This window comes from Streptomyces flavochromogenes (assembly GCF_000717595.1).
Lineage (GTDB): Bacteria > Actinomycetota > Actinomycetes > Streptomycetales > Streptomycetaceae > Streptomyces > Streptomyces flavochromogenes.
In genome coordinates this window covers 14,477-32,321 of sequence record NZ_JNZO01000038.1, presented here as the reverse complement: position 1 = coordinate 32,321, position 17,845 = coordinate 14,477, and the positions used below count along the sequence as shown (strand labels likewise).

The following is a 17,845-nucleotide window of genomic DNA, read 5'->3' as shown; positions in this document are numbered from 1 at the left end:
GTTGAACACCGGACCCGTCACGCTCATTCCGCCGAAGCGCGGCGCTCCAGCTCGTCCCAGACCTTGCGCACCTGCGGTTCGAGCGCGTCGAGCGGCCCGTCGTTGTCGATCACGAGATCCGCGACAGCCAGCCGCTGCGCGCGCGTGGCCTGGGCCGACATCCTGGCCCGCGCCTCGGACTCGGCCATGCCCCGGAGCCGTACGAGCCGGTCGAGCCGGGTCTCCGGGGAGGCGTCCACGACCACGACCAGGTCGTACAGCGGCGCGAGCCCGTTCTCGGTGAGCAGGGGCACGTCGTGGACGACGACGTCCCCCGTGCCGGCCCGGCTCTCCAGCTCCGCCGACCTCGCCCCGACCAGGGGGTGCACGATGGCGTTGAGGGCGGCGAGACGGTCCGCGTCGGCGAACACGAGGGACCCGAGCTTCGGCCGGTCGAGCGTCCCCTCCGGGGTGAGGACGTCCTCCCCGAAGGCCTCCACGACGGCCGCGAGCCCCGGTGTGCCGGGCTCGACGACCTCGCGGGCGATCCGGTCCGCGTCGATCAGCACGGCCCCGTACGAGACGAGCAGCCGTGACACTTCGCTCTTGCCGGCGCCGATCCCGCCGGTCAGGCCCACCTTCAGCATGAGCGGCAGCTTAGGGCCTGCCCCGTGCGGGTCAGGAGTCGCCCTCCCGCTCGGCGAGGAAGCGCTCGAACTCGCGGCCCAGCTCGTCCGCCGAGGGCAGGTCGACGGGCTCGGCGACCAGGCTGCCGCGGGTCTCCGCGCCGGCTGCCGCGTCGTACTGGTGCTCAAGGCCCTGCACGAGCGCGACCAGCTCCTCGTCGCCCTCGCCGATCTGGCGGTCGATCTCGGTCTGGGTGCGACGGGCCTCGGTCCGCAGGGAGTGCGCGACCGCGGGGAGGACCAGGCCGGTGGCGGCCGTCACGGCCTCGAGCGCGGTCAGCGCCGCGTCCGGGTACGGCGAGCGGGCGACGTAGTGCGGGACGTGCGCGGCGACACCGAGGGTGTCGTGGCCGGACTCGGTGAGCCGGTACTCGACGAGGGCCTCGGCGCTGCCGGGGACCTGCGCCTCGTCGAAGGGGCTGCGGTGGCCCGGCATGAGGTCGGTACGGCTGCCGTGCGGCGTGAGGCCGACGGGGCGGGTGTGCGGCACGCCCATGGGGATGCCGTGGAAGTTCACGGAGAGGCGCACGCCGAGGCGCTCGATGATCTGCCGGACGGCGGCGGCGAAGCGCTCCCACTCGACGTCCGGCTCCGGGCCGGAGAGGACGAGGAAGGGGGCGCCGGTGGCGTCCTGCACGAGGCGGACCTCGATGGACGGCGTCTCGTACGCGGTCCAGCGGTCGCGCCGGAAGGTCAGCAGCGGGCGGCGGGCACGGTAGTCCACGAGCCTGTCGTGGTCGAAGCGGGCCACGAGCTGGTGGGGCAGGGTGTCGAGCAGGCCGTCGATGATCTGCTCACCGGTCTCGCCCGCGTCGATGTAGCCGTCGAAGTGGTACAGCATGACCAGCCCGGCCGACTCCTGCGCCAGTGCCAGGTCGACGACGGCCAGGCCCTTGGCGTCCCATTCGTACAAATCCTGGGGATCAAGCACGATTACCGCTCCTCCTCGTGTTCTCTCTGGAAACGTCTCGTGCGGCAGCGCCATTCCCGGACGGTGCGATCTTCCGTACGGGCGTGGCGCTTGGGGCGGGGAGGAGGGGCGCCGAAAGCCCCGGAACATGACCGAGGCCCGCTCCCCCGAAGGGAAGCGGGCCTCGATTCGCTAACGGCTAGCGCTCAGCGGAGAGCCTGTTCAGCTCTGGCCGCCGGCGAGCTTCTCGCGGAGGGCGGCGAGCGCCTCGTCCGACGCCAGGGCGCCGGAGTTGTCGTCCGACTCCGAGGAGTACGAACCACCCGAGATGCCCGCACCGGCGTTGCCACCGGCGGCCGGGGCGGCAGCGCCCTCGGCAGCGGCGGCCTCGTCGGCCTCGCGGGACTTGATGACCTGAGCCTGGTGCTGCTCGAAACGAGCCTGCGCCTCGGCGTACTGGGTCTCCCAGGCCTCGCGCTGGGTCTCGAAGCCCTCGAGCCAGTCGTTGGTCTCGGGGTCGAAGCCCTCGGGGTAGATGTAGTTGCCCTGGTCGTCGTAGGACGCGGCCATGCCGTACAGGGTCGGGTCGAACTCGACCGAGGCCGGGTCGGCACCGAAGGACTCGTTGGCCTGCTTCAGCGAGAGGCTGATGCGACGACGCTCGAGGTCGATGTCGATGACCTTGACGAAGATCTCGTCGTTGACCTGGACGACCTGCTCCGGGATCTCCACGTGGCGCTCGGCCAGCTCGGAGATGTGGACCAGACCCTCGATGCCCTCGTCCACGCGGACGAACGCACCGAACGGAACCAGCTTGGTGACCTTACCCGGGACGACCTGACCGATCTGGTGCGTCCGGGCGAACTGCTGCCACGGGTCCTCCTGCGTCGCCTTCAGCGACAGGGAGACACGCTCGCGGTCCATGTCGACGTCGAGAACCTCGACGGTGACCTCCTGGCCGACCTCGACAACCTCGGAGGGGTGGTCGATGTGCTTCCAGGAAAGCTCGGAGACGTGCACGAGGCCGTCGACGCCACCCAGGTCCACGAAGGCACCGAAGTTGACGATCGAGGACACGACGCCGGAGCGGACCTGACCCTTCTGGAGGGTCGTGAGGAAGGTCTGGCGAACCTCGGACTGGGTCTGCTCCAGCCAGGCACGGCGGGACAGGACCACGTTGTTGCGGTTCTTGTCCAGCTCGATGATCTTCGCCTCGAGCTCCTTGCCCACGTAGGGCTGGAGGTCGCGGACGCGACGCATCTCGACGAGGGAGGCCGGCAGGAAGCCACGGAGGCCGATGTCGAGGATGAGACCACCCTTGACGACCTCGATGACGGTACCGGTGACGATGCCGTCCTCTTCCTTGATCTTCTCGATGGTGCCCCAGGCGCGCTCGTACTGGGCACGCTTCTTCGAGAGGATCAGGCGGCCTTCCTTGTCCTCCTTCTGGAGAACCAGGGCCTCGATCTCGTCGCCGACCTTGACGACCTCGTTCGGGTCGACGTCGTGCTTGATCGAGAGCTCGCGGCTCGGGATGACACCTTCGGTCTTGTAACCGATGTCGAGCAGGACCTCGTCCCGGTCGACCTTCACGATGACGCCGTCGACGATGTCGCCGTCGTTGAAGTACTTGATCGTCTCGTCGATCGCGGCGAGGAAGGCTTCCTCGTTACCGATGTCGTTGACCGCAACCTGCGGGGTGGTGCTGGTGGCGGTGGTCTCGGTGCTGCTCGTCATGTGGGAAAGGGCTCCGGTTACGGACAGAAAGTCGTAGGTACTGCTACGCCGAGAGCCCGTATCGCACCAAGAAGCCGGACAGCCAATGAGGCCCCCTTCCCGCGAACGGGAGGAGCCTCGAAAACCGAGGGGACATACAACAGGTACGAGCGCGGCCTGCTCCGTCTGAGGCGCGCAGGCCCGCAGCGCAACCTTTAGCATACGGGGGCGGCCGGACAGGGTCAATGCGCGAAGCGCGCACCCGGGGCAGATCTACTCAACTCCGGCACCAACTCGTGTCCTTCCACGCCTCATCGGCGGGATCCGCGCACAGCGGCACTGAGCGCAAACTACATCGGCGGGCGAGATGAACCAAGAGTACGAACACGAAGTCCCCTCCGACTCGGCCGAGGAGGAGGCGGAGGCGACCCGGCGTGACGCGGGGGACGCGGAGAGCAGCCGGGCCAGCCGCGGCTGGTGGGACAGGAACGCCGACGAGTACCAGAACGATCACGGATCGTTCCTGGGCGACGACCGGTTCGTCTGGGGTCCGGAGGGCCTCGACGAGGCCGAGGCCGCGCTCCTCGGTCCGCCCGCCTCGCTGAAGGGCCTGGACGTCCTGGAGATCGGGGCGGGCGCCGCGCAGTGCTCCCGCTGGCTGGCGGCGCAGGGGGCCCGGCCGGTGGCCCTCGACCTCTCGCACCGCCAGCTCCAGCACGCGCTGCGGATCGGCGGGGACGTGCCGCTGGTGGAGGCCGACGCCGGTGACCTGCCCTTCAAGGACGGCTCCTTCGACCTGGCGTGCTCGGCGTACGGCGCGGTGCCCTTCGTCGCCGACCCGGTGAAGGTGTTCCGGGAGGTGCGGCGGGTGCTGCGGCCCGGCGGCCGGTGGGTCTTCTCGGTGACACACCCGATCCGCTGGGCCTTCCCGGACGAGCCCGGTCCCGAGGGCCTCTCGATCGCGGCCTCCTATTTCGACCGCACCCCCTATGTGGAGCAGGACGAGCAGGGGCGGGCGGTGTACGTGGAGCACCACCGGACGATCGGCGACCGGGTGCGGGACGTGGTGGCCGGCGGCTTCCGCCTGCTCGACCTGGTCGAGCCGGAATGGCCGGAGTGGAACAGCCAGGAGTGGGGTGGCTGGTCCCCGCTGCGGGGGAACCTGATCCCGGGCACGGCGATCTTCGTCTGCGAGCGCACGGAGTAGCGGCGCCGTTCGTCATATGAACAGGTGGGTCCTGTGGACAACGGGGCCCGCCTTTTTCGCGTCGCGTACGAGACTGAGTGCGTGATCCGAAACGACGCACTCGACCGTCTCCCCGTCCGCCATGCCGTCCCCGAGCTGCTCGCCGCGCTCGACCTGCGCGGCACGGCCGTGTTGTCCGCGCCCCCCGGCACCGGCAAGACGACGCTGGTGCCGCTCGCGCTCGCGGGTCTCATAGGAGAGGGACCGCGGCGGCGGGTCCTGGTGGCCGAGCCGCGGCGGATGGCGGCGCGGGCGGCGGCACGGCGGATGGCGTGGCTGCTCGGGGAGGAGGTCGGCGGCACGGTCGGCTTCTCGGTGCGTGGCGAGCGGCGGAGCGGCTCCTCGACGCGGGTCGAGGTGGTGACCACGGGCATTCTGCTCCAGCGGCTCCAGCGCGATCCGGAGCTGGCGGAGGTCGACGTGGTGCTGCTCGACGAGTGTCACGAGCGGCATCTGGACGCCGACACGGCGATGGCCTTCCTCGTGGACGTGCGGGCCACCCTGCGGCCGGAGCTGAAGCTGATCGCCGCGTCGGCGACGAGCGACGCGGCGGCCTGGGCGGACCTCCTCACGGCCCTGGACGGCGGCGGGCCCGCGCCGGTGGTGTGGAGCAGGGGCGAGGGGCACGGCAGCCGGGTCTTCTTCGAGGCGCCGCCGTCGGGCATCCGGCCGGCCCACGGCACCTGGGTGGATCCGGCGCTGCTGCGGCACGTCGCCGCGACGGTCCGGCTCGCGCTGGAGCGGCACGAGGGAGACGTCCTCTGCTTCCTTCCGGGCACGGGGGAGATCGCGCGGACGGCCGGGATGCTGGCCGATGTCGACGCGGAGGTGCTCCAGCTGCACGGGCGGGCGCCGGCGGCGGTGCAGGACGCGGTGCTGCGCGGGACGGAGCCGGGCGGGCGGCGCCGGGTGGTGCTCGCGACCTCGGTGGCGGAGTCCAGCCTGACGGTGCCGGGGGTGCGCATCGTCGTGGACTCGGGACTGGCCCGTGAGCCGCGCATGGACCACGCCCGCGGTCTTGGCTCGCTGGCGACGGTGACGGTCTCGGAGGCGACGGCGACCCAGCGCACGGGCCGGGCGGGCCGTGAGGCCTTCGGGTTCGTCTACCGCTGCTGGGCGGAGGCGAGTGACGGGGGCAGGCCGCGCTTCCCGTCGCCCGAGATCAAGGTCGCCGACCTGGCGGACTTCGCCCTGAGGGCGGCCTGCTGGGGCGACCCGACGGCGGAGGGGCTCGCGCTGCTCGACGCGCCGCCCGCCGGGGCGATGACGGCGGCCCGGTCGGTCCTCGGCTCGATCGGAGCCGTGGACGAAGCCGGGCGGGCCACCGACCGGGGCGTACGGATGTCCCGGCTCGGTCTCCATCCCCGGCTCGGCCGTGCGCTCCTCGACGGCGCGCCGGAGGTCGGGGTGCGGCGGGCGGCAGAGGTGGTGGCGCTGCTCAGCGAGGAGCCGCCGCGCGACTACGGGGACGACCTGGCGGCGGCCTGGCGCGCCGCCCGGCGGGGCGCCGACGGGTACGGCGCCCGCTGGAAGGCGGAGGCACGCCGGCTGGAGCGGTCGGCGGCGGAGGCGGTGGGCGGCGGCACCTCGGGGGCTTCGAGGGATTCGGGGTCCTCGGCGCCTTCAGGCGCTTCGCGGTCCCCGGCTACTTCGTTCGCTTCGGGAACTTCGCGGACCCCGGCCGGTTCGGGGGCCTCGGGGCACCTCGCCGACGCCGGGACTTCGGCGGGGCCCGCGACCGGGGACGACGCGGTGGCCGGTCTGGTCACGGCGCTCGCCTTTCCCGAGCGGGTGGCGAGGGCGCGGGAGCAGGGCGGCTATCTGATGGTGTCGGGGAGCGGGGCCCGGCTCGGTGAGGGTTCCGGGCTGCGGGCCACCCCGTGGCTGGCCGTGGCGGTGGCGGACCGTACGGCGCGGGACGCGACGGCTCGGGTGCGCCTGGCGGCGGTGGTGGACGAGGACATGGCGCGGCGGGCGGCCGGGCATCTGCGGTCCACCGGCGAGGAGGTCCGCTGGGAGGACGGGGACGTGGTCGCGCGGTCGGTGGACCGGCTCGGCGCGGTCGAGCTGACGGTCCGGCCGTTGGGCGCGAAGGCGGATCCCGCGCTCGTGCGGGAGGCGCTGCTCGACGGGCTGCGCCGCGAGGGGCCGGGGCTGCTGCGGTGGAGCAGGGAGGCCGGGGAGCTGCGCGCCCGGCTCGCCTTCCTGCGCCGCGAGGTGGGGGAACCCTGGCCGGACGTGGCGGACGAGGCGCTGGTCGAGCGGGCCGGGGAGTGGCTGGAGCCGGAGCTGTCCCGGGCCGCGCGGCGTGCCGATCTGGGGCGGATCGACGGCGGCGAGGCCCTGCGGCGGCTGTTGCCCTGGGCGTCGGGCGAGGCGGGCCGCCTGGGGGAGCTGGCGCCGGAGCGGATCGAGGTGCCGAGCGGCTCGCGGATCCGGGTCGAGTACGGCGGTGAGCGGCCGGTGCTCGCGGTGAAGCTCCAGGAGATGTTCGGACTCGCGGAGACTCCTCGGGTGGCGGGGGTCCCGGTGCTCGTCCACCTCCTCTCCCCCGCCGGGCGGCCGGCGGCGGTCACCGCCGACCTGGCGTCGTTCTGGCGGGACGGCTACCGGTCCGTGCGGGCGGAGCTGAGAGGGCGGTACCCGAAGCATCCGTGGCCCGAGGACCCCTCGGTGGCGGAGGCGACCCGGTTCACGAGCGCGCGGCTGAGACGGGAGGGGTGAGCGGGGCGGCGGGTTCCGGTGCCGGGCGGCGGGAGCGGGCCTCCAGCCAGAGCGCGAGGGCGAGGAGGAGCAGTGCGAGGAAGGTCAGGCTCCAGGGGACGTAGGAGACGAGCAGGAGGACCGTGAGGCGGTTGGAGGCGACCATCTCGCCGACGCTCTCGATGTAGTCCTCGCGCATCTTCACATGGCCCTCGAAGACGGTGAGGGTGTCGACGCCCATCAGCGCCCTGGCGTTGCGGAGCTCCTCCTTGTGGATCTCCTCGCCGTTGACGGGGGCGCCGGTGACGGGCTCGATCCAGAACATCCGCTTGGTGGTGTACCAGCGGGTGAGTCCGGATTCGGCGATGACCTCCGGGGGGATCTTGACCGGCATGGATTTGGGCATGGGGACCTTGGTCCAGGGGATGGTCTGCTCGAAGTAGTAGACCTCCATGCCCCGGAAGGTGCGGGTGCCCTTGTAGTGGATGGGGGACGAGGTGCGGGTCTGGGCGTCGAAGTACTGGTAGTCCCGCTTCTCGGTGAGGAAGGGCCATTTGAACTCGATGCCCTCGCGCCGGACCGGGTCGCCGTCGACGGATTCGCCGGTGGCGTTGACGGGGTCCTGGGTGTGGGCGTCGAAGATGTACCGCTCGGGGACCTGGGAGACCATCTTTCCGTCGGGGCCCGTGATGTAGGCGAGGGCGTCCCAGACGACGACGTCGCGCCCGGCGTCGCGTTCGATGCGCCGCGACTCCTCCACGTTGCCCTTGAGGGTCTGGATGATCGTGATCTTGTCGACCTTCTCCGCCTTGAGCGTGGAGTAGTTGAGCAGGGTCGCGGGCTGTGCCTCCAGGACGGTCTCCTGGTACTGGTTCGGCGGGATCTTCGCCAGGCGGGGGAAGGCGTACCAGCGCAGGGTCGGGGCCATCGCGACGCAGAAGACGGCGAGGGCGAGGAGGACGAGGCTGGCTCGGCGGCGCACGGTCGCCCCCTACTTCTTGGGGCCGGGGTCGGCGGTCAGCAGGGGCTTGGGCGAGGTGGGCCCGTCGGGCGGCAGATCGACCACGGAGACGAGGAGGATGAAGAGGAGGACTGGGGCGAGTCCGATGGCGGCGGCGACGAGGGCACGCATGGTCGGCCTCCCGGGGTGCGATCTGATAGGTCGTCAGGGCGGGGGCACCGTAGCAACGCGACCGCGAGATGAGAACACGTTGCACCGCCCTGCCCGGGGATCCCGATGCCGCTCGCGCGCTCCGGCGCCCGGAGGACCGCCCACCCGCCCGGGGAACGCGAAGCGCCGCTCCCCCGCCCGGTGGGGGCGGCGGAGCGGCGCGTGGGGAGGAGAGGGATGCGCGGGCGGGTCAGGCCGAGGGCGAGGGGGAGGCCTCGGGCGAGCCGGTGCCGGAGGAGGTCGGCTCCGGGGTCGGGCTCGGGGTCGCGGTGGGCGCGTCGACCGTCAGCTTGATCTCCGTGACGCCGCCTCCGGGAGCGGTGAGGCGGAGCACGTACTCGCCGGCCTTGTCGCCCGCGAGGATCGCCGGCAGGGAGATCAGGCCGTTCCCGTCCGTCTTCAGGACGAGCGTACGGACCCCGTCCTTGAAGGACGGGCCGTCGACGCTCTCCTTGGTGCCCGTGGAGTCCGCGATCACGGCCGTGACGAGCACGCCCGGGGCGAGCGCGCCCTTGTCGGTGGCCTTCACCTGCACGGACTGGCCGAAGGTGGTGCCGGTGGTCGCCGACAGCGGGTCGCCGCCGACCCGGGCGAGGGCGTCCGCCTGTCGTTCGGTGACGGTCGCGTTGAACACGGTCGCGTCCATGCCTCGGCCCACGACGGTGGCCTTGACCGTGAACGACCCGGTCTTCTCGCCCGCCCGCAGGGTGGGGGCGGCGGCGATACCGGCCGAGCCCGTGGTGACGGTCGCGGTCGTCGCGCCGCCGGAGAAGCGGGTGTCGGTGGTGCCGGTGATCTCGAAGCGGATGCTCACACCGGTGATCGGCGCGCCCGCGGCGTCGAGCGCCGCGACCGTCGGGGCCTTGGCGAAGGCGCTCTCGGTGGTCGCGGTGAGGGGACCGGAGGAGACGACCGCGAGGCGCGCGACCTTGACGGCCGGCGGCACGACCGGCGGTACGGGCGGCTTCGTCGGCGGCGTGACCGGGGGCTTCACCGGCGGGGTGGGCTTCGTCGGCGGCGTGGTGACCTCCGAAGGCCCGCCCGGCTTCGTCGGACCGGGCTTCGGCCCGCCCGTCTCGGACGGCTTCGGGCCGGGGGTCGTCGGGGCCGGCGTGAGAGGCGAGGTGGGGAGGGGGCGGTTGCCCTGACCCCGGCCGTCGCTGCGGTCGACCGGCAGCACACCCGTGCCGTCCGGGACCTGGTGGGTGCCGCGCTGGTAGTACTCGAACCACGAGATGACCGTGTTCAGGTACTCCGTCGAGCGGTTGTAGCTGAGGATCGCGCGGTCGAGGTCGGCCTTGAGCGCGAGGTTGCGGTCGTTGGCGCAGAGATAGAGACCGGCGGCCTGCGCGGCGTCGTAGATGTTGTTGGGGTCCTTCTTCCCGTCGCTGTTCGCGTCCTGGCCCCAGGTGGCCCAGGTGGACGGGATGAACTGCATCGGGCCGACGGCGCGGTCGTGGGTCCTGTCACCGTCATAGACGCCGTCGTCGGTGTCGGTGATTTCGGCGAATCCGTTGCCGTTGAGGGCAGGGCCGACGATCGGCTTCAGCGTCGTTCCGTTGGCGTCGACCCGACCGCCGCTCGCCTGTCCGGACTCGACCTTGCCGATGCCGGCGAGGAGCTGCCAGGGCAGGTTGCAGCCGGGGGCGGTCGAACGGATCGACTGCTCGGCGCGCTGATAGGCGGCGAGCACGGACGCGGGTATGCCGGCCTGGGCGGGCCCGGTGATCACCGGCAGCTGGACGGGCGGCACCCCGGGCTTGTTCGGCGTGTTCAGCGACGGCAGTTCCGTGTAGTACGGCGAGTTGCCGGTGGCGGAGCCGTCGCCGGACGGCGACGCGGTGTCCCCGGCGCCGATGGCCCGGTCCCCGCCGGCGTTGTCGGTGGGCGGTGGGGTCATCTCCGGCGCCTGTGAGGCGGCGAGCGCGGCGACCGCCGCAGCCACCACCGCACCGCTGGTGGCCCCCTTGCGCAGCCTGCGGCCCAAGTGCGCTGACATGTCCGTGGTCCCTTCCCCCTCGACTGAGGTCCCGCGCTCCCCGCGCGAGACCTCTGGCGACCCTATGCCAACTCCGGTCCGCCGGGCACCGGCGCCTGACCGTGTTTCACGCTTTCGCCACCTCTCGGCCGCCTGACGACCTCCCCCGCCGGACACGGAGAGCGACCGGAGCGGGAACCGGCCGGAGGGTCGAACACCTCTTGCACTGCGGCCGATGATGTACTGCGGCCGTCGTCACCGGAACCTGGGGGAAGACCCGTTGCCGTTCACGCTGAGCCATGCCGCTGCCGTGCTGCCCGGACTGCGGCGGACCGGGACCGCGCGCGGACCGCTGGTCGCGTCCGCTCTCGTCGCGGGCTCCTTCGCGCCCGACATGACCTATTTCGCGGCGACGGCCTTTCCCGGTGCGATGGTCTTCGGGGACGTCACCCACTCCCCCGTCGGGATCGTCACGGCCGACGTCCTGATCACCGGAGTGCTGGTGACCCTGTGGCTGACCGTTCGTGAGCCGCTCGTCGCGCTGCTGCCCGCCGGGTGGCGCGGGCGGGTGTACGGGTTCGTCCGGGGCGATGTCTGGCGCGACCGGCACCCGGCCCTGCTCGCCGGGTGGTTCGGGCTCTCCGCCGTCGTCGGCTCGACGACCCATGTCGTGTGGGACTCCTTCACCCATCTCGACCGCTGGGGGACCCGGACGATCCCGTTCCTCGGTGACATCGTGGCCGGGTTCCCCGTCTATCTCTATGCGCAGTACGGGGGTTCGGCGCTGGCGCTCGGGATCCTGGTCTGGTTCACGGCGCGGGCGCTCCGCTCCGCCGCGGGCGTGGAGCTGCCGGCCGGGGTACGGGTCCCGGGCCGACGCGGGCGGCTGCTCGCGGCCGGACTCATCGGCGGCTGCGTCCTCGCCGGGATGGCCCACCGGGTGCTGCGCTGGGCCGCGTACTGGGGCTGGGCCCGGATCGAGACGCCGCTGGACGTCATTCCGACGGCCTGCTTCGGGGCCGGTGCGGGGCTCGCCGTCGGGCTCGTGCTGTACGGGGCGGGGGCACGGTTCCTGGGATCGTCGCCCACCGCGGCGCCGAAGGATCCGGCCACCCCTCCCCCGGCGCCGCGGGGAGAGGACCGCCGCACGTGCGATGTGGAGTCGGGCGCCTGAGCCCAGGACCGGCAGGGGGCGCCGTGGCGCCCCCTGCCGTGGTGCGTCAGTGCGCCGCCGAGTCCCAGTCGTGGCCCACGCCTACCGAGACGTCCAGGGGGGCGCGCAGGTCGGCTGCGGCCGACATCTGTTCGCGGACCAGGGCCTCGACCTGCTCGCGCTCGCCGGGGGCGAGTTCGAGCACGATTTCGTCGTGGACCTGGAGGAGCATCCGGGAGGCGAGACCCGCCTCGGTGAGCGCCCGGTCGACGCCCAGCATGGCGACCTTCACGATGTCGGCCGCCGTGCCCTGGATCGGGGCGTTGAGCGCCATCCGCTCGGCGGCCTCGCGCCGCTGGCGGTTGTCGCTGTTCAGGTCGGGCAGGTAGCGCCGGCGGCCGAGCATGGTCTCGGTGTAGCCGGTGGCGCGGGCCTCGTCGACGACCCGGCGCAGATAGTCCCGCACCCCGCCGAAGCGCTCGAAGTAGGTGTCCATCAGGCCGCGGGCCTCGCCCGGGTCGATGTTCAGCTGCTGCGAGAGGCCGAAGGCGGAGAGGCCGTAGGCAAGGCCGTACGACATGGCCTTGATCTTGCGGCGCATCTCGGCGTCGACGGCGGACCGCTCGACGGAGAAGACCTGGGAGGCGACGGTGGTGTGGAGGTCCTCGCCGGAGGTGAAGGCCTCGATGAGTCCCTCGTCCTCGGAGAGGTGGGCCATGACGCGGAGCTCGATCTGGCTGTAGTCGGCGGTCATGAGGGCCTCGAAGCCCTCTCCGACGACGAAGCCGTGCCGGATGGCGCGGCCCTCGTCCGTCCGTACCGGCACGTTCTGCAGGTTGGGGTCGGTGGAGGAGAGGCGCCCGGTGGCGGCCACCGTCTGGCTGAAGGTGGTGTGGATGCGCCCGTCGGCGGCGATCGTCTTGATCAGGCCCTCGACGGTGGAGCGCAGCCGGGCCTGCTCGCGGTGCCGGAGCATGATCACGGGCAGGTCGTGGTCGGTCTGGCCGGCCAGCCAGGCGAGCGCGTCGGCGTCCGTGGTGTACCCGGTCTTGGTCTTCTTGGTCTTCGGCAGGTTCAGCTCGCCGAAGAAGACCTCCTGGAGCTGCTTGGGCGAGCCGAGGTTGAACTCGTGGCCGACGGAGGCGTGCGCCTCCTTCACGGCCTGCTGCACCGCGCCGGCGAACTGCTGCTCCATGGCCTCCAGGTGGTCGCGGTCGGCGGCGATGCCGTGCCGCTCCAGGCGGGCGAGGAGGGCGGAGGTGGGCAGCTCGACGTCGTGGAGGAGCTCGCGGGCGCCGACCTCGCCGAGCTTCTCCTCGAAGGCAACGGCGAGGTCGAGGACGGCTCGCGCCTGGGTCATGAGGGCCTCGGCCTCGGCGGTGTCGTCGGCGCCGAAGGCGAGCTGGCCGTCGGCCGCGGCCGCGGGGGCGAGCTCGCGGTGGAGGTACTCGACGGAGAGCGCGTCGAGCGCGAAGGAGCGCCGGCCGGGCTTCACGAGGTAGGCGGCGAGGGCGGTGTCCATGGTGACGCCCGCGATGCTCCAGCCGTGCTCGGGGAAGACCCGCATGGCGCTCTTGGCGTTGTGCATGGCCTTCGGCCGGTCGGGGTCGGCGATCCAGGCGGCCCAGGCCTGCTCGTCGGCCTCGTCGAGCGCGCTCGGCTCGAACCACGCGGCGGCGCCGCCGGCGGCGGCGAGGGCGATCTCGCCGACGTTCCCCGTGCCCAGGGCCCAGGTGTCGACGGTGGCGATGCCGAGGGGTTCGGTGCCGTGCTCGGCGAGCCAGGGGGCGAGCTCGCCGGCGCCGAGGACGGTGCCGTCGATCTCGACGCCCGCCTCGGGGGCCGGGGCGGTGTCCTCGGCGGCGCCCGGGTCGACGGCGAGGAGCCGCTCGCGCAGCGAGGGGTTGCGGATCTCCAGGGTGTCGAGGACGAGGGCGACCGCCCCGCGGTCGTACGGCTCGCGGGCGAGGTCGGTGACGCCCTTGGGCAGCTCGACGTCCGTGACCATCGCGGTCAGGCGGCGGTTGAGCTTGACCGACTCCAGGTGGTCGCGGAAGTTCTGCCCGGCCTTGCCCTTGACCTCCTCGGCGCGCTCGACGAGCTCGTCGAAGGAGCCGAACTGGTTGATCCACTTGGCGGCGGTCTTCTCTCCGACGCCGGGGATGCCGGGCAGGTTGTCCGACGGGTCGCCGCGCAGGGCCGCGAAGTCGGGGTACTGCGAGGGCGTGAGGCCGTACTTCTCCTGGACCTTCTCCGGGGTGAAGCGGGTGAGCTCGGAGACGCCCTTGGTCGGGTAGAGCACGGTGGTGTGGTCGGAGACCAGCTGGAAGGAGTCCCGGTCGCCGGTGACGATCAGGACCTCGAAGCCGGCGGCCTCGGCCTGGGTGGCGAGGGTCGCGATGACGTCGTCGGCCTCGAAGCCGTCGACGGCGAACCGCGGCGCGTTCATCGCGTCGAGGAGCTCGCCGATCAGCTCGACCTGCCCCTTGAACTCGTCGGGCGTCTTGGAGCGGTTCGCCTTGTACTCCGGGAACTCCTCGGACCGCCAGGTCTTGCGGGACACGTCGAAGGCGACCGCGAAGTGCGTGGGCGCCTCGTCGCGCAGCGTGTTCGCCAGCATCGAGGCGAACCCGTAGATCGCGTTCGTCGGCTGTCCGGTCGCGGTGGTGAAGTTCTCCGCGGGCAGCGCGAAGAACGCCCGGTACGCGAGCGAGTGCCCGTCCATGAGGAGCAGGCGGGGGCGGGTGTCTGCGGGGTTCTTCGATGCTGTCTCGGCCACATGACGATCCTGCCACGGACGACTGACAATCCCGCCCACTGTTCCCGCCGGCACCGGCGGGGTCCGGGCTGTCACCGCCGCGTGACAGGATCGGAGACGTACGCCGCAGGATTACGCTCAAGGGAGAGCGCGATGGTCAGCAAGCCGCCGGTCGGCGACCCGGTCCAGGACGCACCGCAGGTCACGCCGCCGCAGCACGCCGCCGCCGGGCTGCCCGCCATCGGGCACACCCTGCGGATCGCCCAGGAGCAGATGGGGCTGCGGCGCACCGCGCGGACCCTGCTCAAGGTCAACCAGAAGGACGGCTTCGACTGTCCCGGCTGCGCCTGGCCCGAAGGGGACAAGCGGCATGTGGCGGAGTTCTGCGAGAACGGCGCGAAGGCGGTCGCCGAGGAGGCGACGCTGCGCCGGGTGACCCCGGAGTTCTTCGCCGCGCACCCGCTGGCGGACCTGGCGGACCGCAGCGGGTACTGGCTGGGCCAGCAGGGCCGGATCACCCAGCCGATGCTGCTGCCGGAGGGCGGCGACCGGTACGAGCCGGTGACCTGGGAGCGGGCCTTCGCGATCGTCGCGGAGGAGCTCCGGGCGCTCGGCTCCCCCGACGAGGCGCTCTTCTACACCTCGGGGCGGACCAGCAACGAGGCCGCGTTCCTGCTCCAGCTCTTCGCCCGCGAGTTCGGTACGAACAACCTGCCGGACTGTTCCAACATGTGCCACGAGTCCTCGGGGTCGGCGCTGACGGAGACCATCGGCATCGGCAAGGGCAGTGTCTCCCTGGAGGACCTGCACCGGGCGGACCTGATCATCGTGGCCGGTCAGAACCCGGGGACGAACCATCCGCGCATGCTGTCGGCCCTGGAGAAGGCCAAGGCGGGCGGCGCGAAGATCATCTCCGTCAATCCGCTGCCCGAGGCGGGTCTGGAGCGGTTCAAGAACCCGCAGACCCCGCAGGGCATGCTCAAGGGCGCCGCGCTCAACGATCTCTTCCTCCAGATCCGGATCGGTGGCGACCAGGCTCTCTTCCGGCTCCTGAACAAGCTGGTCCTGGAGACGGCCGGGGCGGTCGACGAGGAGTTCGTACGCGAACACACCCATGGGTACGAGGAGTTCGTGGCGGCGGCCGGGGAGGCCGACTGGGACGAGACTCTCGCCGCGACCGGTCTGGACCGTTCCGAGATCGAGCGGGCCCTGGAGATGGTGCTCGCCTCGGAGCGGACCGTCGTGTGCTGGGCGATGGGTCTCACCCAGCACAAGCACTCGGTGCCGACCATCCGCGAGGTGGTCAACTTCCTTCTCCTGCGCGGCAACATCGGCCGGCCGGGCGCGGGGGTGTGCCCGGTGCGCGGCCATTCGAACGTGCAGGGCGACCGCACGATGGGGATTTTCGAGCGGCCCGCACCCGCCTTCCTCGACGCCCTGGACAAGGAGTTCGGGATCGTCTCGCCACGCCGTCACGGCTTCGACGTGGTCCGGTCGATCCAGGCGCTGCGGGACGGCGAGGCGAAGGTGTTCTTCGCGATGGGCGGCAACTTCGTGGGGGCGACGCCCGACACGGAGGTGACGGAGGCGGCGATGCGCCGGGCCCGGCTGACCGTCCACGTCTCGACGAAGCTGAACCGCTCGCACGCGGTGACGGGCACGCGCGCGTTGATCCTGCCCACCCTGGGCCGTACGGACAAGGACGTGCAGGCGGGTGGCAAGCAGTTCGTGACGGTCGAGGACTCGATGAGTCTGGTGCACGCCTCACGGGGCAATCTGCCGCCCGCGAGCCCGCATCTGCTGTCCGAGCCGGCGATCGTGGCGAGGATGGCCCGCGCCGTCCTCGGCGACGGATCGGCCACCCCCTGGGAGGAGTTCGAGGCCGACTACGCCACGATCCGGGACCGCATCGCGCGCGTGGTGCCCGGTTTCGAGGACTTCAACGCCCGTCTCGCGGCGGACCCCGGCGGCTTCCGGCTGCCGCACGGACCGCGCGACGAGCGCCGCTTCCCCACGAAGACCGGCAAGGCGAACTTCACGGCGGCGCCCGTGGAGTATCCGAGGGTGCCCAAGGGGCGGCTGCTCCTCCAGACGCTGCGCTCGCACGACCAGTACAACACCACGATCTACGGCCTCGACGACCGCTACCGGGGCATCAAGGGGGGCCGCCGGGTCGTCCTGGTCCATCCCGAGGACGCGGCGGCGCTGGGCTTCGCGGACGGGGCGTACGCGGATCTGGTGAGCGAGTGGACGGACGGCAGCGAGCGGCGGGCGCCCGGCTTCCGGGTGGTGCACTACCCGACGTCCCGGGGGTGCGCGGCGGCCTACTACCCGGAGACGAACGTGCTCGTGCCGCTGGAGTCGACCGCGGACGTCAGCAACACCCCCGCGAGCAAGTCCGTGATCGTCCGTCTGGAAGAATCCGCCTCCGCCTAAGCGTTTGCTCAGGCAGCTCAGGAAGACCAGCCGTACGAAGACGTACGAAAAGAACGGAGCCGGGCATGGGTGAGCAGCAGCACGTGAAGTTCCCGCAGGAGGTCCTCGACGAGTACGCGGCGCTGGGTGTCGACCTCCCGGCGCTCTTCTCGGCCGGGCACCTCGGCAACCGGATGGGCGTCCAGATCCTGGAGGCCTCCGCCGAGCGGGTCGTCGGCACCATGCCCGTGGAGGGCAACACCCAGCCGTACGGCCTGCTGCACGGCGGCGCCTCGGCGGTGCTCGCGGAGACGCTGGGCTCCATCGGCTCGATGCTGCACGGCGGGGTCTCGAAGATCGCGGTGGGCGTCGACCTGAACTGCACCCATCACCGCGGGGTGCGCAGCGGTCTGGTGACCGGTGTGGCGACGCCGGTGCACCGCGGGCGGTCGACGGCCACGTACGAGATCGTGATCACCGACGAGCAGGAGAAGCGGGTGTGCACGGCGCGACTGACGTGCCTGCTGCGTGAGGTCACCGCGAAGGACGCGTCCAGCATTCCGGACACCTCGAACGCCTGAGCGGTGACACACAGGGCCTGACCAGCCATGTACGACCAGGGGCGGCACCTGCGGGTGCCGCCCCTTCGGCGTCCCCGGACGCCTCTCCACCCCCGGATTCGTCACGCTGTGTCACATGCACACGGTGTGGCGCATACCGAAGCGGAGGGGCCGGTTCGTCCGCTCAGGTTTCTGCCGTTGTCCGATATCCGGAGAGTCCGCTGAGCGGACCGTCAGTACCAAGAATCGCTCAAGCCCCTTAGCGGAACTGCGCGTTCTCACTATGTGAACACCGCATTACAGCCCCCTATGCCCCGGTTTTCCCACCCGGCGCGCACACTCTTTCCCCGTCGGCATAACAAGACAGTCACATCCTGTCCTCGGCGCTCCCCGACCCTCCCCACCTGCGCTTAGAGTCACCGCCAGTCACCGCGCCGCCGGGCGCGTTCTACTGCACGGCCCTGTACCAACCCCAGTACGGCCCGGCGTTCCAAAACGGCACCCCTCGCTCCGCAGCTTCACGGCACCGCCTCATCCGAGGGGGCCGCGCCAGGGAAAGGACCCTTCGTG

12 protein-coding genes are annotated in these 17,845 nt (G+C 71.8%); 5 read left to right on the top strand and 7 right to left on the bottom strand.

Going from position 1 to position 17,845, the window contains the following annotated elements; translation table 11 throughout:
- Positions 1-23 precede the first annotated feature (23 nt).
- From coaE to rpsA, 3 genes are all read right to left on the bottom strand, one after another.
- Entirely contained in the window at positions 24-626 is a 603-nt protein-coding gene (gene coaE / locus IF00_RS0135195) for a dephospho-CoA kinase (RefSeq protein WP_030325242.1), read from the bottom strand.
- Positions 627-657: 31 nt separating this feature from the next.
- Positions 658-1,596 (bottom strand): PAC2 family protein, encoded by a 939-nt coding sequence (locus tag IF00_RS0135190; RefSeq protein ID WP_030325239.1) that lies wholly within the window; start codon positions 1,594-1,596, stop codon positions 658-660.
- 201 nt (positions 1,597-1,797) lie between these two features.
- Positions 1,798-3,312 (bottom strand): 30S ribosomal protein S1, encoded by a 1,515-nt coding sequence (gene rpsA / locus IF00_RS0135185; protein ID WP_030325237.1) that lies wholly within the window; start codon positions 3,310-3,312, stop codon positions 1,798-1,800.
- 346 nt (positions 3,313-3,658) lie between these two features.
- Between rpsA and IF00_RS0135180 the strand changes: the two genes are divergently transcribed.
- Together IF00_RS0135180 and IF00_RS0135175 are read left to right on the top strand one after the other, a co-directional pair.
- A complete protein-coding gene (locus IF00_RS0135180) occupies positions 3,659-4,498 on the top strand; it encodes a class I SAM-dependent methyltransferase (RefSeq protein ID WP_030325235.1) in 840 nt (279 codons plus the stop codon).
- Between the two features lie 81 nt (positions 4,499-4,579).
- Positions 4,580-7,261: an ATP-dependent RNA helicase gene (locus tag IF00_RS0135175; protein WP_030325234.1), complete on the top strand. Its 2,682-nt coding sequence runs from the start codon at positions 4,580-4,582 to the stop codon at positions 7,259-7,261.
- Here IF00_RS0135175 and pgfA read toward each other — a convergent pair.
- From pgfA to IF00_RS0135160, 3 genes are all read right to left on the bottom strand, one after another.
- Positions 7,230-8,222 carry a cell envelope lipid trafficking protein PgfA gene (gene pgfA / locus IF00_RS0135170; RefSeq protein WP_030325232.1) on the bottom strand — a complete coding sequence of 331 codons (993 nt, stop codon included), beginning with the start codon at positions 8,220-8,222 and terminating at the stop codon, positions 7,230-7,232. The two genes, IF00_RS0135175 and pgfA, sit on opposite strands and share 32 nt — an antisense overlap.
- Positions 8,223-8,231: 9 nt before the next feature.
- The gene (locus tag IF00_RS45345) at positions 8,232-8,372 is read right to left on the bottom strand and encodes an SPW_0924 family protein (RefSeq protein ID WP_106975930.1); all 141 of its coding nucleotides are present in this window, start codon (positions 8,370-8,372) and stop codon (positions 8,232-8,234) included.
- 229 nt (positions 8,373-8,601) lie between these two features.
- Positions 8,602-10,410, bottom strand: coding sequence for a lytic transglycosylase domain-containing protein (locus IF00_RS0135160; RefSeq protein WP_030325230.1), 1,809 nt, complete (start codon positions 10,408-10,410; stop codon positions 8,602-8,604).
- A gap of 259 nt (positions 10,411-10,669) precedes the next feature.
- Between IF00_RS0135160 and IF00_RS0135155 the strand changes: the two genes are divergently transcribed.
- Entirely contained in the window at positions 10,670-11,563 is an 894-nt protein-coding gene (locus IF00_RS0135155; RefSeq protein WP_051820776.1) for a DUF4184 family protein, read from the top strand.
- Between the two features lie 46 nt (positions 11,564-11,609).
- Here the strand turns inward: IF00_RS0135155 and polA are convergent, their stop codons facing one another.
- Positions 11,610-14,321 carry a DNA polymerase I gene (gene polA, locus IF00_RS0135150; protein WP_030325227.1) on the bottom strand — a complete coding sequence of 904 codons (2,712 nt, stop codon included), beginning with the start codon at positions 14,319-14,321 and terminating at the stop codon, positions 11,610-11,612.
- 132 nt (positions 14,322-14,453) lie between these two features.
- Between polA and IF00_RS0135145 the strand changes: the two genes are divergently transcribed.
- A complete protein-coding gene (locus IF00_RS0135145; protein WP_030325225.1) occupies positions 14,454-16,736 on the top strand; it encodes an FdhF/YdeP family oxidoreductase in 2,283 nt (760 codons plus the stop codon).
- Positions 16,737-16,801: 65 nt separating this feature from the next.
- Positions 16,802-17,296, top strand: coding sequence for a PaaI family thioesterase (locus IF00_RS0135140; RefSeq protein ID WP_030325223.1), 495 nt, complete (start codon positions 16,802-16,804; stop codon positions 17,294-17,296).
- The last annotated feature ends 549 nt before the right edge of the window (positions 17,297-17,845 follow it).

What these genes read in the sequence shown, in the direction of transcription:
- IF00_RS0135160 (WP_030325230.1), bottom strand. Translation starts at nt 10,410, where the DNA reads ATGTCAGCGCACTTGGGCCGCAGGCTGCGCAAGGGGGCCACCAGCGGT.
- IF00_RS0135140 (WP_030325223.1), top strand. Translation starts at nt 16,802, where the DNA reads ATGGGTGAGCAGCAGCACGTGAAGTTCCCGCAGGAGGTCCTCGACGAG.
- IF00_RS0135145 (WP_030325225.1), top strand. Translation starts at nt 14,454, where the DNA reads ATGGTCAGCAAGCCGCCGGTCGGCGACCCGGTCCAGGACGCACCGCAG.
- IF00_RS0135180 (WP_030325235.1), top strand. Translation starts at nt 3,659, where the DNA reads ATGAACCAAGAGTACGAACACGAAGTCCCCTCCGACTCGGCCGAGGAG.
- coaE (WP_030325242.1), bottom strand. Translation starts at nt 626, where the DNA reads ATGCTGAAGGTGGGCCTGACCGGCGGGATCGGCGCCGGCAAGAGCGAA.
- rpsA (WP_030325237.1), bottom strand. Translation starts at nt 3,312, where the DNA reads ATGACGAGCAGCACCGAGACCACCGCCACCAGCACCACCCCGCAGGTT.
- IF00_RS45345 (WP_106975930.1), bottom strand. Translation starts at nt 8,372, where the DNA reads ATGCGTGCCCTCGTCGCCGCCGCCATCGGACTCGCCCCAGTCCTCCTC.